General features: G+C 43.1%; 9 protein-coding genes. 1 reads left to right on the forward strand and 8 read right to left on the reverse strand.

Features of this window, described 5'->3' with window-relative positions; translation table 11 throughout:
- Positions 1–111 precede the first annotated feature (111 nt).
- The 5 genes from BV372_RS21420 to BV372_RS21440 form a co-directional block, all read right to left on the reverse strand.
- On the reverse strand, positions 112–1692 hold the full coding sequence (locus BV372_RS21420; protein WP_086688511.1) for a serine/threonine-protein kinase: 1581 nt from the start codon (positions 1690–1692) through the stop codon (positions 112–114).
- A gap of 146 nt (positions 1693–1838) precedes the next feature.
- The gene (locus tag BV372_RS21425) at positions 1839–2138 is read right to left on the reverse strand and encodes a type II toxin-antitoxin system RelE/ParE family toxin (protein WP_086688512.1); all 300 of its coding nucleotides are present in this window, start codon (positions 2136–2138) and stop codon (positions 1839–1841) included.
- A complete protein-coding gene (locus BV372_RS21430) occupies positions 2135–2401 on the reverse strand; it encodes a type II toxin-antitoxin system ParD family antitoxin (RefSeq protein ID WP_086688513.1) in 267 nt (88 codons plus the stop codon). The genes BV372_RS21425 and BV372_RS21430 overlap by 4 nt, the downstream gene beginning before the upstream one ends.
- 104 nt (positions 2402–2505) lie before the next feature.
- Positions 2506–3303 carry a D-alanyl-D-alanine carboxypeptidase family protein gene (locus BV372_RS37760; protein WP_256973358.1) on the reverse strand — a complete coding sequence of 266 codons (798 nt, stop codon included), beginning with the start codon at positions 3301–3303 and terminating at the stop codon, positions 2506–2508.
- Between the two features lie 2 nt (positions 3304–3305).
- On the reverse strand, positions 3306–4988 hold the full coding sequence (locus tag BV372_RS21440) for an IMS domain-containing protein (protein ID WP_218776749.1): 1683 nt from the start codon (positions 4986–4988) through the stop codon (positions 3306–3308).
- A 184-nt stretch (positions 4989–5172) separates the two neighbouring features.
- On the opposite strand from BV372_RS21440, the gene BV372_RS21445 reads away from it, so the two are divergent.
- Entirely contained in the window at positions 5173–7551 is a 2379-nt protein-coding gene (locus tag BV372_RS21445; RefSeq protein WP_086688515.1) for an ATP-binding cassette domain-containing protein, read from the forward strand.
- 353 nt (positions 7552–7904) lie between these two features.
- On the opposite strand, the gene BV372_RS21450 is transcribed toward BV372_RS21445, so the two are convergent.
- Genes BV372_RS21450 through BV372_RS21460 form a run of 3 tightly spaced genes read right to left on the reverse strand, consistent with a single transcriptional unit; the run spans position 7905 to position 17059 of the window.
- Positions 7905–8693, reverse strand: a complete 789-nt coding sequence (locus tag BV372_RS21450) for a thioesterase domain-containing protein (protein ID WP_086688516.1) — start codon at positions 8691–8693, stop codon at positions 7905–7907.
- On the reverse strand, positions 8626–13344 hold the full coding sequence (locus tag BV372_RS21455) for a type I polyketide synthase (RefSeq protein WP_086688517.1): 4719 nt from the start codon (positions 13342–13344) through the stop codon (positions 8626–8628). The genes BV372_RS21450 and BV372_RS21455 overlap by 68 nt, the downstream gene beginning before the upstream one ends.
- Positions 13337–17059, reverse strand: a complete 3723-nt coding sequence (locus BV372_RS21460) for a non-ribosomal peptide synthetase (RefSeq protein WP_086688518.1) — start codon at positions 17057–17059, stop codon at positions 13337–13339. Before BV372_RS21460 ends, BV372_RS21455 begins: the two co-directional genes overlap by 8 nt.
- Positions 17060–17072 lie beyond the last annotated feature (13 nt).

Here is a 17072-nt window from a genome sequence, read left to right on the forward strand (position 1 = left end):
TCATTTATTGTGGTTGATTATATCCGTTCACAGTTTAGAATTACTATCAGATTTATAGTAAAAGCTAGAACTTTTTTTTGAACCAATAAACTGCTGACTACGAACCATAAACTACCTGGCATCACCAACAACCCATCTGCGATTTTCGGCATCCCATAATAACAAGAAATTTACAGAACTAGGGGCAATTTTTCCATTTTTCATTGAGTATTGCAAACGAGCATTAACGGTTGCTGTTTCTGCACTTGCTTGCACTAAATTAACTTGCTGAACAGATACGCTTTGTACCCTGTTTCCCCACCAATCTATATAGGAAAGATAACCATTAGGGTGAAGCTTTCGATTATTTTGTAAGCTAGGAGATAGCTGGTTCCAAGCAGTTTGAAACTGACCTTGATTAATATTTGCGTAATAATTTTGTACAGCTTGTTCTGGCGATGGCCGATCAACTGGTGTTGGTGTTGAGGAAGGAACTTGCAGAGATGGGGTTTGACTAGGAATTGCTGTAGGAGAAGAATCTGTAGTTCTTATGGGTGTTGGAGTCTCCTGCGGTTCATTGCGCACTGTCGCAGATTCATTAGCTGACTGTGTTGACTGTGCTACTGGTTGAGGTTGTTTGTTGTTGAGGGCAAAACCAATGATGATAGCAGTTCCTATTAAACCACCTGCAACTAAACTGGCAACAAAGACTCCCCTCTGCCTATTAGCTGGTGGTAGGTTGTTAGCTTGATAAGATTGGCCTGGACTGACTGGAATTGTATTTTGTTGATGAGAGGGGCCAGGACTAACGGGAATTGTATGTTGAGTTGTTGCTGCTGGTGTATTGACTACTGGTGGATGGTTATAGGGTACTGTTGGCGGGAAGGTATTTGCTCCAACCTGCAAGGCTTGTAGCATTTCTCTAGCAGTGGCGAAGCGATCGCGGGGATGATAAGCGATCGCCCGATCTATCACCCCTGCAAATGTCGGACTTACACTCAAGGCGTGTTGATGCCAAATAATTTCTCCAGTCCGCGGATCTGTTTCTAGTTCTGGCGGTTGTTTCCCAGTTAGCAAATAAATTGCTGTCATTCCTAAACTGTATAAATCACTGGAAAACACTGGTCTACCCATTGCTTGCTCACTGGGCATATATCCAGGCGTACCAATTACAATCGAGCTGGTAGGATTTCCTTGGGAATTAAATACCGTTCCCATTGTTTCCCGCACTGCACCAAAATCAATTAGTACAGGTTTGTTATCTCGATAACGCAAGATAATGTTATCGGGTTTTATATCGCGGTGAATGATGCGCTTTGAGTGAATATACTCTAGAATTGGCAACAAATTTACTAAAATTTCCCGGACTGCACTTTCACCTAATAATCCCTGCTGTTGTACTTTTACTGTGAGAGTTTGCCCTTCTACCCATTCTTGAACTACATAGAATTGCCCTTCTGACTGAAAATAAGCATACAACGTCGGAATCTGGTCAGTAGAGCCGCCCAAGTCTTCTAAAATTGCTGCTTCTCTTTGAAACCGTTCTTGTACCAGTTGATAAATCTGGGGGTTGTTGTGAATCGGTTTGAGTTGTTTGATGACACAGCGACGTTTGGAGGGCATTTGGGTATCTTCTGCGAGAAAAGTTTCACCAAATCCACCGCCTCCCAAAGTCTGAATAACTTGATAGCGATTGTTCAGCAGCGTTTGCATAAATTGGCGTTAGCCAGTCAAGACAAGGGTGATTCTTGTATACTTTATAGCATTTTGGGATTTTAAATTAAGGGAAAAATTTAGTTAAACGCTGCGGGCTTCCAAGTGTCTACGTATGGTTCAGATTTTGATTCAACAAATTATAATTATTGGTCTTCAAATATAGATGGTAAATCTCGGCGAGCATTTACTACACGGAGAATTTCAATACCATCATCCAAAACTCTATAGAAAATAATATACCCATCTAAAAGTAGACCACGCAAATTAGGGTAGATTTCAGCATAACTCCTACCCATGTTAGAGAAATTTATCAATTGTTCACAACGACGGTCAAACTTATGAAAAAACTGTTCCCCAGCTTCGATACTATTAGCAGTAAAGTAATCAGCAATTTCTTTGAGATCTTGAGTAGCAAGAATGTTGATTACATAGCGACGATTTATTCTTGCGCCTCACGCACTTGCTGAAAGTGTTCGAGAATTTGGTTAACTAAAGTTTTTCCGTCGATAGGCGGAGTTTGTTCACTCGTAGTAATTGCTGCATCTATTTTTGTCCGCACAGAGTTTATCCACTCAGTGTCAGCATGTTCGTATTTATCAAGTAGCCTGAAAGCAATTTCTAGCAATTCTTGTGCATTACGATATTTACCTGTTTGCAACTTGGCTTGAATAAATCTTTCTTGCTCCGGCGTAAGTATAATGCTCATTGCACTTGATTTCAGCGTTTGCTTTGTATTTTAAGTGTAAATTAAGTTTTTGGAATTAAGTTTAGTATTTATTTGCGATCGCGTAGCGACACCTATGGAAATAGTTATCGCTGATTTCTAGCATTAGCAAATACTGCGGCTGCATCTGATGAACCTACATATCGCCAGTGCCAAGGCTCAAAACTTACTCCTTGCTTATTGTTGCGTGGAAAAGACAGTTCAAAGCCAAATTCTTTAGCATGGCTAGTCAACCATCGATAAGCATCAGTATTTTCAAATTCAAAAGTAATATCTTTTTTAGGAAATTTGCCATCTGTTAAATCTAAAGCAAAGCCTGTATGGTGTTCACTATATCCAGCAGGGGCACTAATTTTTGCTGCTTCTTTTGCAGAACCCCGGCGCTTAATTTGTTCTTGAAATAATTTTTCTTGTTGTTCGATAGTGCGAAAACCAGAAACAGGAATAATCCAAACGCCTACTTCTCTGGCTGCATAAGTCATTTTCATGAATGCTTGAACAGCTTCAGTATTCAAAGACTCAAAGCGTTGATCTGCACCAGTCGCATAGCTACCAATCAGCATCATTTGGTTTGAGTTAGCTTGTGTGTAGGGAAAATGCCCATAAGCCAGCTGATTAGATGTTGGTTTCTTCTGAACTTGTGTGATTTTACTGACTTCAATGGGTGTGGAATTAGTCGGAATAATTGCAGTTGGTAGGGCTGCTGGAATTGAGTTTGGTTGAGAAGCGACTGTAGTTTTTGTTGGAGAATTTTTAGCTTGAACTTGTGGATTTGAAGCTGAAAATCGCATTGCAAAAGTACCACAAATGACTACGCCAACTGCAACAACTGTAGCAATTACTAAAATTCGCGTAAGATAAGGCAATTTTGAGAGAAATCTCATAATTATTTGCTAAGTATTTGAGTAGAAGCTATTTTCCAGCGCTGATCTACAAACTGTAAATTATAGCGGACTGTTCTAGTTTTAAAGTCAGTTTCTTTAGGAAGAATGTTGCCATCTCTGTCCATAAGTTTCCGTTCTTCAGTAACTTTTAGTTGAATAACAGCTTGATTGCCGTTAACTGAAAATTCATCAACCCCATCAATTTGTTGGACACCATATTTATAAGAATGACCATCAGTTTTGAGAGAGTTAATTGAGCCATCATATCCAGCAACTTGCTCATATTGTTCACCAGTAGTTAACTCAGAAGCTGGCTGAGGATCGTAGGGAGGAGCAAACATAACTTGCTTTGCTTGTAGCCAATTAGTAATTAAATTTTTTGCTCCAGCTTCTGTAAGTGTTGATGCTGATGCTAAAGGTTTTTCTGTGCTGGTTGTATTAGTATTGTTAGGTATAGTTGGATTCTGCGTGCTAGTAGATGTTGAAGGATGCTTTATTTCGCGATCGGAATTAGACGAGGTTGAATCCAATGATTTGGATGTTGTTGGAGGTGATTTGTCCTGATTATTGAAAGTTGGGGAAGGAGATGAGGCTATGGTTGTCAATGGCTGTGGTTGGTTTGATAATTGTCCTTTGGCTAACCATAAACCACCAACAACAACCATGCCGATCGCACCGCCAATAATTACACCTTGTTGCCAAGTTCCTAAACCTTTAGACGATGCTGCTAGATTTGGATATGGCGAAGGAATTTGCGGCTGGTATACAGGTGGTGAAGATGCGACTGTTGGCTCTGTGATATAGCCTACTGTTGCAGGGGAAGTAATTAATGTTGGCGGGGAAACAGGCACAGTCGGTGCAACCGGAGTCTGCAATGCTGCTAGCATATCTCTAGCACTGAGATAGCGATCGCGTGGTGATGATTGGATGGCTTTATCCAATACAGCAGCAAAATCAGGGCTGATGTTGAAAGTAAAATTGCGCCAGAGGATGTCGCCTGTATCTGGATCTGTAGGCAAGTCTGCGGGTAATTTACCTGTCAGTAAGTAAATTGCTGTTAGTCCCAAACTATACAAGTCACTAGAAAATACTGGTCTACCTACCGATTGTTCCATTGGCATAAACCCTGGCGTACCAATGACAATTGACTGATTCGAGTTGCCAGAAGCAGTTATCACTGTACCCATTGATACTTTGACTGCGCCAAAATCAATTAAGATTGGTTTGCCATCAGAGAAACGTAAAATTATATTGTCTGGTTTGATATCGCGATGGACTATGCGCTTGCTGTGAACAAATTCCAGAACTGGCAAAATATCAATTAAAATTCCCTTGACTGTACTCTCATGCAAAATTCCCTGTTGTTGCATTTTTTGAGTCAAGGTGTGACCTTCAATATATTCTTGAACTAAATAAAATTGCCCGTTGTCTACAAAATAAGCATACAACTTGGGAATTTGATTGCTGCGATCGCCCAGTTCTTCTAAAATTGCTGCTTCCTGCTGAAACCGTTGTTGTACTAATTGATAAACCTGGGGATTATTAGCCACAGGTTTGAGTTGTTTAATTACACAACGACGGCTAGATGGCATTTGGGTATCTTCTGCTAAAAAAGTTTCGCCAAATCCACCGCTTCCAAGCACACGCAAAACTTGATAACGATTATTTAATAATGTCAAGGTCATAATATTTTAGTTGTCAGTTTTTACGTATAATTGATATTTAGCTGTTCAATATCATAAACTTTTGCTACTGCTAATTAATATAGTTTCTTCGTAATAAATTAATTTTTTATAAGTAAACAAGTATTGCAACTAACCGATTCAATCTTCAGAGTGAATAGACCTCTTTTAATTTTCCAAGCAATTTATGGCACAGCCACCTTTACAAAGTCGGACTGTCTTAAGTACAAATCCTTTTTTAGAATTAAACAATCAAGGTCAAATTATATACTTTGAACTCAAAAAGCCACAGCATATTTTGGGACGTGACCCAAATATTGCTGATTTACTTGTTCCCCAACACTGGGAAGTTGCTTCTCGATGTCAAGCAGTATTACGTCAGGATGGTACAGACTACCGCATTTATGACGGTGATGGAGAAAAACCCAGTAGCAACAAGTTATATATCAATCATTCGCTGATTACTCCAAAAGAAGGCTATTACTTAACCCACGGTATTGAAATTCAAATTGCCCAAAACCCCAATCAACTCATTCAAATTAGATACTGCAATCCCTCCAACGCACACTCAGTTACTACACCGACAACGCGTTCGATTCCGTTAAAACAACGATCAATTTTATTGGGACGCGATCCGCAAGCTAATTTGCAATTAGATGCACCTACCGTTTCCCGGCGTCACGCGACGATTGATACTGATGCTCAAGGACGCTACATTTTGCGGGACTATAGCACCAATGGAGTGTTTATTGACGGTAAACAAGTTACAGGGACAGCCTTACTGTCAAATGGTGCGAAAATCCGTATTGGGCCGTTTACTTTGGTGGTGCGCGACGATTGTTTAGAAATTCTCGATCAAGGCGATCGCATTCGTCTAGAAGCGCACAATTTACTCTTAGAAACTAACGGTAAGCGGCGGTTGGATGATTTATCTTTTGCCATTGAACCAGGACAGTTTGTGGCTTTGGTTGGGGGGAGTGGTGCGGGTAAGTCAACTTTAATGCGGACACTTTTAGGAATTGAGAAAATCACCAAAGGTGTTGTGCAGATCAACGGCGAAGATTTGCAGAAAAACTTCAATCTGTACCGCACTCAAATTGGTTACGTACCGCAAGATGATATTATTCACCGTGAATTGACCGTTGCAGAGGTGCTTACCTACGCCGCCAAGCTACGATTACCACCAGATATTAATCTGCAACCACTGGTAGAACAGGCGTTAGAAGCAATTAAAATGAGCCATCGCCGTCATGCTTTAGTCAGTGACCTCAGCGGTGGACAACGCAAACGAGTTAGCATTGGCGTAGAATTACTGGCCGATCCTAAATTGTTCTTTTTGGATGAACCAACTTCTGGACTAGATCCCGGTTTGGATAAACAGATGATGCAGCTATTGAAGGATTTAGCGCATCAAGGAGGAAGAACGATTATTTTAGTAACTCATGCCACAGCTAATATTAGTGGATGCGATCGCATTGTGTTTCTCGGTCTGGGTGGCAGACTTTGCTATTTTGGCACACCTCAAGAAGCTTTGCATTTTTTTGGTGTGAACGATTTTGCTGATATTTATATCAAACTCGAACAAGAGCAAGAAGTTATTAGATATGCGACTCAATTTCAGCAATCTAGCTATTATCAACATTATGTTGGCAATCAAATAAGTTCTGGAAATCAACAGCCAACCAAGTCTTTTGCGCCAACACGCAAGAAAGTTTCCTTTTGGCAGCAGTGGTTTTTATTGTGCCAACGTTATTGGCAATTAATATTACGCGATCGCGTCAATCTTTTCCTTTCTCTATTAACAGCACCTATCGGTATTAGCCTAATCACTTTAGCAATTAGAGATAAAACACCCTTTGTCTTAGGCGAGCAACCAGATCCAACTTTAGCTCCATTAGCTTTGCAAGTATTGTTTGTCTTTACTTGTGCTGCATTGTGGGTAGGACTTTCTAGTTCTTTGCAAGAAATTGTCAAAGAATCGGCAATTTACTTAAGAGAACGCTTAGTGAATTTGCGATTATTTGCTTATCTTGCCTCCAAATTTACGATTTTGGCAATTTTGGCGATCGCGCAAACTTTGCTGATAGTTGCAGTGATTCTCATAGGGTTTAAATCTCCCAATCCAGAATTATTTTCCTGGCATCTCGGATTAGGAATTACAACTTTTTTAACATTATTAGCCAGTTCTAGCTTAGGTTTACTCGTATCCACAACTGTTAAAAATAGTAGCCAAGCAAATAGCGCTCTACCATTACTACTACTACCCCAAATTATCTTTTCTGGAGTTTTATTTAAAACACAGGAAGGTGTGAATAAATTTTTATCATGGCTAATGTTAAGTCGTTGGTCAGTAGGAGCTTATGGCTCTTTGGTAAATGTCAATGGCTTAGTGCCAGAACCAACAAGATTAGTAGACGGTAGTACAGTTCCCCAGCCATTTGAACATACATTAGTTTACGAAGCAACATGGGGAAACTTAAATTTGAATTGGGGACTTTTATTATTGCATACAGCAATTTATTTGCTTGTTACTTTTTGGTTGCAAAAGCGTAAAGATATTTTTTAGATACAGCATTTCTGATACCAATTCTCTATCTATCTTGTACGGTCGATGTTTCTTACTCTTATCCATAAACAACGCTCCATCCAATTGAACATTCATTAGACTTCTTGCAGAAGTCGGTAAAAGAGAAAGGGGAAAAGGGGAAAGGAACTCAAAACCCTTTCCCTTTTACCTTTACCCTTTCCCCCCTCTTGCAAAAATATATTTTTGCAAAAGGTCTATTCTCCATCGGGAAATTATCATATTTCAGGGTTATGTGGCATCAAAACTAAAAACATAACTCAACCCCGGAGCAAGGATATCGCTCTGGGGTTTTTAAATGGAATCTTGAGGTGAGTTTTAACTCTGTTAAAAGTTTAGTTTTGTGTATCGCTATCCAGATATGCCTTTAACAACTTAGCCATAACTTGGACTTGAGGAGGAAAGTTCATTGTAATGTGATTGCCAGGGACTTCGTGAATTTCTAGCCCTGCCATTGCCAAATCTAGCCAACCTAGTTCTGGGTTTGCTGGGTTGAAGGAGTCGCGATCGCTTGCTTTAAAAAAGATGACTCGACCTGGATAAGCTTGCGGGACGTAGCTTCTCATCGCTTTAATGTTGCTTCTAAATAGATGGTAGTAGTGGCGAATTTCACTGATATCTAAGTCAGCAGGCATTCTTAAACCGCTTTTTCCTTGTTCCAAAAAGTAGTGTAGCCGTTCGTCAGGGCTAAGTTGTTCTAGGGAATCTGTGGCGATGGGAACGTTAGCACCAACACCCAGCAAGTAAGCCATGATTTTGAGTTCGTCATCTTCTATATTTGCTGAGGGCATGTGACCGAGACTAGGAGTATCAATCAGAGCCAGTAAAGCTACTTCTTCCCCGGCTGCTTGGAGTTGCTGCGCCATCTCGTAGGCGACTGTACCCCCAAAAGAAGCACCTCCCAGAAAATAGGGACCTTCTGATTGGACAGTGCGTAGCGCTTTTAAATAATGCGCTGCCATTTCCTCAACCTGAATCAAATTATGGCTTTTTCCTGCCGTACTCTCAGACTGTAAACCATACACTGGTCGATCTGAGCCGAGATAATGTGCTAAGTCACGGTACTGGTAAACGTGTCCGCCAGCTGCATGAACTAAGAACAGAGGCGGTTGGGGGGTTTCCAGCTTGAATTTCTACCAGGGATGAAGGTAATGCCTTAACTATAGATGATGAGTTGGTTGTTTCTATCAACTCTGTTAACCCAGCAATTGTCGGGGCATTAATTAAACTATGGGGAGACAATTTTGTTTGCATAGCTTCACTCACCTGAGTCAGGAGATGAACGGCTAGTAATGAGTCTCCCCCTAACTCAAAGAAGTCATCGCTAATGCCGACTGGCTCAACACCTAAACATTTTTGCCAGATATCTGCAATAGTTTGTTCTAAAACGTTACGCGGTGCAACATAAGCATTGCCTAATTCAGGCCGGGAGTGCTTTGATCTGGAAGGATTGTAGTCTACAACTAATGGTTGCTGGAATCGGGGGAGAAAATCTTGAGTTGAGACTAAAACCTGGGGTAGCGAACTTGCAAGAATGCGACTAAATACCTCAATCCCTTCAGAAGGTAAGATTCCTTGTTTCAAACTTTCTTCACGCCATTTCTTCAGTTCATCTGGGCCAATTCCATTGGCTGCTTGTCCAACTTCTTGCCAACCATCCCAGTTAATTGCAACGGTGAACCGATGGGAGCGATCGCTATTGTATTGCGCAAAGGCATCGAGAAAAGCATTTGCACCACAATGATCTACTATCCCAGGAAAGGGTAAGACTGAAGTTAGAGAAGAACAAAGGACAAAGAAATCTAAATTGAAATTCTTCAGGAGAGTATCCAGTACCAAAGTTCCTTGGACTTTCGGTGCGAGAAGATTAGCGGAAATTTCTGGCTTTTTCATTTGAATTATGCCTGCTGGTGGAATTCCCGCAGAGTGGATCGCACCATGAATGGCACCAAAGCGATCGCATACTTGCTGAATCACCCCTTGCATTTGTTCAAGATTGGCAACATCAGCACAAACAACCATTACCTCTGCACCTAATGCTTCCATCTCTTGGAATTTGCAGATCTTGACACTGACGCTATCCTGTTCATTATGAGTACTGAGCCATTGTTCCCACTCGGATCTTTGGGGAAACTGCGATCGCCCAACCAGCACTAATTTCGCTTGTGCCGTTTTTGCCAGATATTCCCCCAGAACTAAACCAATACCGCTTAATCCACCTGTAATTAGATAAACTCCGCCATTTTTTGGCCGAGGCGTTGCTTTCTCAGCTTTATCTAATCGGACAGGTGCAAAGGTTTGTACCCAACGATGATTACCACGATAGGCGATCGCCACATCTGAGGTTTGAACAGTTAGTTCTTTTAGTAAATTGTTAATTAATTTTTCTTGTTGCTGACTTCCAGGCGCAGGCAGAACTATATCAATGCTGCGACAAGAGATATTGAGATATTCTTGGGGAATAATTTTACAGGGACCGAGTAGGGTTGCTTTCTCCGGGCAGAGATTTTCTTCACCCGTAACTTGTTGCAGATTGTTAGAAATGATTGCAATATTTAAGCGATCGCTAATATTTTGTTTCCCAAGTGCCTGTGCTAAAAATAGTAAGCTCCAGAAACCCAAATTTTGCAATTTTTCTACGCGTTCAAATCTTTCTTCCACAACCTCATCAGGCGTAACACTCCATAAATGCACGATAATTTGTGGCATCTTGTTGAGTGCGTGTAGTTCTTGCAATAAAGTGTCGTAGTCTTGGCGCTGTGAGGGATTGAGCGTGTAGGCATTTTGACGTTCACAAAGTGACTCCGCAGGAGTATCGCGGCTAAACTGCGCTCCAATGCTGACAGTAATTACATCTTGATTTGCCAGTTTGAGTTGATTGATCATGCGATCGCCTAAACCGCACTCATCTACAAACACCAACCAACAAGAACGCTCCTTGGCAAGGCTATCATTTTGCGCCAGAATCGGTGAACGTTGCCAAGAAGGAATATAGAACCAGTCAGCAATATCCGGTTTTTTAGTCAAAGAGTTAGCAGCTTCTTGTACTGGTAACCCTTGCGGTTCAATCCAGTAACGCTGACGTTCAAAGGGATAGGTTGGCAACGGTATGCGGTAACGTTGTTCGCCAGTATAAAACTCTGACCAATCAATTTCTACCCCTGCCAACCAAAGTCGCCCTAAAGCGTTTAACAAAAATGCCACATCTGATTGTTGTTCTTGAGGATGGCGTAAGCAAGACAGGATGAGCGCCCCAGCATCTTTATCGGGATGCTGCTTAGCAAGTGTCGTCAGCGTTCGTCCAGGCCCAATTTCTAAGAGAACTCTGTCCGAGTCTTGCATTAACTTTTGCACACCATCAGCAAAGCGTACCGTTTGACGTAAGTGTTGTGCCCAATAGTTGGGATTGGTAGCTTCTGCGGCGGTAATCCAAGTTCCGGTGACGTTAGAAATATAGGGAATTTGTGGGGGATTCAGCTTGACTTTCTTAACACACTCAATGAAGGGTTCTAAAATCGGTTCCATCATCTGCGAGTGGAACGCATGAGAAGTATGCAAGCGACGACTTTCTGGTAACTGCTGTTCTAAAGCATCTATCTCTGCAATTGTACCTGCAATCACGCAACTATAAGGAGTGTTAATCACTGCCAGAGACAGGTTATCGTTGAGATGCGATCGCGCTTCTGTTTCTGTTAAAGGTACGGCTAGCATCGCTCCCGCAGGCATTTGCTGCATTAGTCTTCCCCGCGCCGCAACCAGTGACAAAGCATTTTCCAAGGAGAATACATCAGCAATACACGCTGCAACATATTCACCAATACTATGCCCAATTATGGCTTGAGGACGCACACCCCAGGACATCCATAATTGTGCTAGAGCGTACTCAATAACAAATAAGGCTGGTTGTGTAATTGCCGTTTGCTTTAATTGTTGCGCGGCAATTTCTGTTTTTTCTTCACTGGGATACAGAACATCGCGCAAATCTAATCCTAAATCAGGTTTCAGTAATTGGGAACATTTATCGATTTGTTCGCGAAATATTGGTTCAACTTGATAAAGTTCCAACCCCATATTCACGTATTGGGAACCTTGTCCAGAAAACATGAATGTGATGGGACGTTGTTGAGATTCTTGTGTATTAATAAAAACTTGCTGATTGAGCCTAGAAAGTGCTGTTACTACTTCTTCTAAATCGCTACCAACAACTATCCGGCGATGGTTAAAAGCCTTACGTCCTAAAGCAAGCGTGTAAGCAACATCAGCCAAGTTTAGTTCGGGATGCTGTTTTAAATGCTCAATTAATTTGTGTGTAGCTATATCAAGTGCCGATTCAGATTTAGCTGATAAACACAACAACAAACACTTTCTTTTGACCCCTTCGGGGTTCGCCATTCGCTCATGAGGGAAACCCCCAAGACCGCGCTGGCTCACTTTTGACTTTTGACTTTTGACTTCTTGTGGTGCTTCTTCTAAAACAACATGGGCATTCGTACCCCCAATACCAAACGAACTAACTCCCGCACGGCGAGGACTGCCATTTTTTTGCCATTCACTGAGTTGGTTATTAACGTAAAAAGGACTGTTGGCAAAATCAATTTTGGGATTTGGGGTTTCAAAATGCAAGCTGGGTGGTAAAGACTGGTGTTTAAGCGCTTGAACAGTTTTGATTAAACCTGTAACCCCAGCTGCTGTATCCAAATGTCCGATATTTGTTTTCACCGAACCAATGGCACAAAAATTCTTTTTCTGGGTACTGGCGCGAAAGGCTTTTGTCAGTGCGGCAATTTCAATGGGATCGCCTAAGGGTGTTCCCGTACCGTGTGCTTCGATATAAGTTACGCTTTCTGGATCGACTTCCGCCATTGCCAAGGCTTGAGCAATAACTTCTGCTTGACCATCGACGCTGGGAGCGGTGTAACCTACTTTCATAGAGCCGTCATTGTTCACAGCAAAGCCTTTGATCACAGCATGGATAGTATCGCCATCTGCGATCGCATCTTCTAATCGCTTTAAAACAACAATTCCGACTCCACTCCCCGCCACGATTCCTTGTGCTTGGGCATCAAAAGCCCGACAATGGCCGTCTGGCGAAAAAATCATGCCTTCTTGATACAAATACCCTGTTTTTTGCGGCAAGCTGATGGACACTCCTCCTGCCAAAGCCATGTCGCATTGATAGTTCAGTAAGCTTTGGCACGCCATACAAGTGGCGACTAAGGAAGTCGAGCAAGCAGTTTGAATATTAACGCTTGGGCCTTTAAGGTTGAGTTTATATGAAACGCGAGTAGGCAAGAAATCTTTATCGTTGGCAATTAAAAGTTGATATGCGCCAGCCGAACTGGTTAATTCAGAGTTTGCCCACAGATTATTTAATAAATAGCCACTCATCCCCATCCCTGCATACACGCCAATTGCACCTGTGTATGTTTCCGGGTTGTAACCCGCATTTTCCAGCGCTTCCCAAGCTGATTCTAAAAATAAGCGATGTTGTGGATCGGTAATCGTGGCTTCTTTAGGACTAAACCCGAAGAAAGCCGCATCAAATAACTCGATATCGTCCAAAACTGCTTTGGCTTTAACGTAGTCAGAGTTACGAAATACTGCCGAATCAATGCCAGCATCAGTCAATTCTTGCTCTGAAAAGAAAGAAATGGACTCTACGCCGTCCTGGAGATTCTGCCAAAATTCCTCCACATTTTTCGCACCTGGAAATCTGCCTGCCAGTCCAACAATAGCAATTCCTTCTAAGGCGTCGTGGCTTTGTAGATTATCCATTTTGCTTCTTCCTTTGCATTTTTTGCTTTTGTAGATGCAGGGCTTCTTTTTGTTTGTTGGCACGTTGATGGCTATTTGCAAACGCGAGTTGTGCTTCGTCCTGACTCAAATGTTTAGCCAAAGCACTGATAGTGGGATATTGAAACAGTTCCACCATCGAGACTTTTTGCTGTAATACCTCGCACAACTGAGTGTGAACTTGCGCCATCCGCAGAGAATGACCGCCCAAATCGAAGAAATTGTCGTATAACCCAACTTTGTCCACTTGCAGGACTTGTTGCCACACTGAAGCGATCGCTTGCTCTATCTCTGTCTGGGGTGCGGTGTATGTCTTGTCTAACTGCGGTCGCAAATTCTCCGGTGCAGGAAGTGCCTTGCGATCCACCTTACCATTTGGGGTTTGGGGTAAGGCATTGAGAAATACAAAGCTAGAAGGCACCATATAGTCGGGTAACTTCTGTTTCAAAAAGCTTCGCAAGTTCTCAACAGTCATGCGTTGCAAAACTTTTAAAAATCCCCCTGTTTTGAGGAGATACTCAACGCTTTGATTGAGAATCCCTTGCTCTGATGGTGTAACCTGAAATTGAATTCCAGCTCGATTTCCTTGTTGCCAAGCGATTTTTCCAGAAAACCACCTAGCTCCACTCACACCTGGTAATGTCAGACACAAGCGTAGAGGCTGAGCGGCAGGCATCTCTGGTACTCCTATCAAGCAAGCACCGCCAATGGAGATATCCTCAGTTTCGAGTTTCACTGTCCCGTAGCCGTCCAATTGTGCCAAACACTCGCTTTCATAAGGCACTCGCTTTGGTGTCTGCTTAGAGACAATATAGGCAACTAATCGCTTCTCACCTGGAATATCCTCTCGTGCCATTGCGATCGCTTCCCGCACATCTGGATGCTGGCTCAACACCGCCTCAATTTCCCCAAGTTCAATCCGGAACCCGCGAATCTTCACTTGGTTATCAATGCGACCAAGGTATTCAATATTACCGTCAGGCAGATAACGAGCTAAATCGCCAGTTTTATACAAACGCTCCTGTAAGTGCTGAGTAGTGAGTGCTGAGTGCTGAGTAATGAATTCTCCCCCTGCTCCCCTCTCCCCCTTATCCCCAGAGGGGGCCCCGAGTCCCCCCTGCTCCTCTGCTTCTCTGCCCTCTGCCTTTCTAAAAATAAACTTCTCTGCCGTCAATTCCGGTCTGTTAAGATAGCCCCGTGCTAACCCAACTCCAGCAATGTATATTTCACCAGGAACGCCAACAGGGACAGGTTGTAGGTTAGCGTCAAGTATATAAACTTGCGTATTCGCAATTGGATAACCGATAGGTAATTTCTTGTCATCTAGGGTACATTCAGCAACAGTGGCACAGACAGTACTTTCCGTTGGGCCATAAGCATTGAAGAACCGACGACCAGGTGCCCAACGTTTCACTAGTTCAGGAGGACAAGCTTCACCAGCGACGATAATTGTCTGCAAATCGGGAAGTTCTTCTACTGGCAAAACCGCTAGTACTGAGGGAGGTAAGGTAACAATTGCGATCCGCTGGTCGCGCAATAACTTCAGCAAAGTAGTACCTGGAAGCAAATCGTCTCGCTGAGCCAGAACGAGAGTTGCGCCAGCTACCCAAGCCATAACAATTTCCCAAATAGAAGCATCAAAACTGAGGGATGCAAATTGCAAAACACGACTATTTGGCTGCAAGTTGAAAAGCTGCTGTTGTGCTGTAGCTAGATTGCACAAACCTTCATGTGTCAGTAGAACACCTTTGGGTTTGCCTGTAGACCCAGAGGTGTAGATTGTATAAGCTAGGTTATCAGAGGTGACACCAGAAGCAGGGTTTTTCTCACCATCAGTATTCGCTTCCCAATTGTCTAGATAAACGATGGTTGTCTTTTGTAATGATTGGCTGTGTGTTCGCTCAATACCTAATGAATGCTGAGTTAATAGCACTGGAACTTGAGCATCTTCTAACATAAATGCCAAACGCTCGGCAGGATAAGCAGGATCGAGTGGTAAGTATGCGCCACCTGCTTTGAAAATGCCCAAGATACCGATTATGGTATAGAGCGATCGCTCAACGCAAATCCCCACCAATACTTCTGGTGCGACACCAAGGCTTTGTAGGTAATGCGCTAATTGATTGGCTTTAGTATTCAGTTCGCGGTAGGTTAGCTGGTGCTCTCCAAAAACCACAGCCACCACATCGGGATTTTTCTCAACTTGCTCTGCAAATAGCTGATGAATGCACCCTTGCGGATAATCAGCTTGGGTTTGATTCCACGACTGCATCTGCTGCCACTCTGATGGAGTTAGCAAGGGTAACTCACCAATGCACTGGTCTGGGTTGGCAAGGATACCTGCCAGTAAAGTTTGGAAATGACCAACCATCCGAGCGATCGCATCGGCTGCAAATAAATCAGTACTGTATTCAAACACGCCGATGAAACCGTCTGGTCTTTCTTCTAACGCTAGCGTCAAATCGAACTTTGCCGTACCTGTATCCACATCTAGCTGGCTGTAACTCCACGGTGGAGCTAGGTCTGGCATGGGGGGTGTAATGACAAAGGCAACTTGGAACAGGGGGTTCCGGCTCAGTTCGCGTTCGGGTTGCAGCGCTTCTACCAGTTTCTCGAAAGGCACGTCTTGGTGAGCGTCAGCTTCTAGGGTCACTTCCCGCACTCTAGCCAGCAATTGTCGGAATGTTGGGTTGCCAGATAGGTCAGTTCGCAACACTAAAGTATTGACAAAAAAGCCCATTAATCCTTCTAGTTCAAGACGTTGGCGATTGGCAATGGGCGAACCGACTAAAATATCTTCCTGCCCTGTATAGCGGTAGAGTAAGGTTTTGAAAACCGCTAACACTGTTATAAATACAGTGGCGCTTTCCTGACGGGCGAAAGTTTTCAGTGCCTCGCTAAGGGTTGAGGAAAGGGCAAAGGGTTGTCGCGCCCCTTGGAAAGACTGGACTGCGGGCCGTGGTCTGTCGGTTGGGAGTTGCAGCACGGGCAAGGAACCGCCGAGTTGCCGCTGCCAGTAAGCGAATTTGCTCTTTAGCAGTTCGCCTTGCAACCACTCTTGCTGCCAAAGGGCAAAGTCAGCGTACTGGATGGGGAGGTCAGGAAGAGGTGAAGGGTTACCTTGAGAGAAACTGTCGTAAAGTGCCATCAATTCCCGCGCTAATACACCAAACGACCACCCATCTGAAATGATGTGGTGTACCGTGACAACAAGGGTGTACTCTTGTTCGGCAAGGCACAAAAGCATGACGCGCAGCAGCGGCCCTTGTTCTAAATTGAACGGTCGTTGAGCTTCTTCGATTGCCAGTCGCTGAACTTCAAGCTGAAGGTTTGGTTCGCTCAAGTGGCTGAGGTCTATTTCTTGCAATAAGTAGTGACGCCTCAGGGTAGAGTCTTCTTCCACCTGAGCAACAGCTTGCACGGGTTGTCCGTTTGCGATCATCGCAAAGGTTGTTCGCAGAACTTCGTGGCGACGAACGATTTCGTTAAAACTTTCCTCTAATGCCACCCGATCCAGTCGTCCGTGAAATTGTACGACACCGGGAATATTGTAAATAGGGCTATTGGGAATTAACTGGTCGAGGAACCACAAGCGTTGCTGAGAAGAGGAGAGAGGAAAGGCAAAGACTTCTTCCTCATCAGCACTCAAAGAATTTCCAACAGCCTCTAAGGAATTGCTAGGAAGTTTTTGTATCATTTTTATCCTTTAT

Source organism: Nostoc sp. T09 (genome assembly GCF_002154695.1).
In the GTDB taxonomy this organism is placed as follows: domain Bacteria; phylum Cyanobacteriota; class Cyanobacteriia; order Cyanobacteriales; family Nostocaceae; genus Aulosira.

Coding starts and splice junctions, on each gene's coding strand:
- BV372_RS21420 (WP_086688511.1), bottom strand. CDS start 1,692: ATGCAAACGCTGCTGAACAATCGCTATCAAGTTATTCAGACTTTGGGA.
- BV372_RS21430 (WP_086688513.1), bottom strand. CDS start 2,401: ATGAGCATTATACTTACGCCGGAGCAAGAAAGATTTATTCAAGCCAAG.
- BV372_RS37760 (WP_256973358.1), bottom strand. CDS start 3,303: ATGAGATTTCTCTCAAAATTGCCTTATCTTACGCGAATTTTAGTAATT.
- BV372_RS21440 (WP_218776749.1), bottom strand. CDS start 4,988: ATGACCTTGACATTATTAAATAATCGTTATCAAGTTTTGCGTGTGCTT.
- BV372_RS21445 (WP_086688515.1), top strand. CDS start 5,173: ATGGCACAGCCACCTTTACAAAGTCGGACTGTCTTAAGTACAAATCCT.
- BV372_RS21455 (WP_086688517.1), bottom strand. CDS start 13,344: ATGGATAATCTACAAAGCCACGACGCCTTAGAAGGAATTGCTATTGTT.
- BV372_RS21460 (WP_086688518.1), bottom strand. CDS start 17,059: ATGATACAAAAACTTCCTAGCAATTCCTTAGAGGCTGTTGGAAATTCT.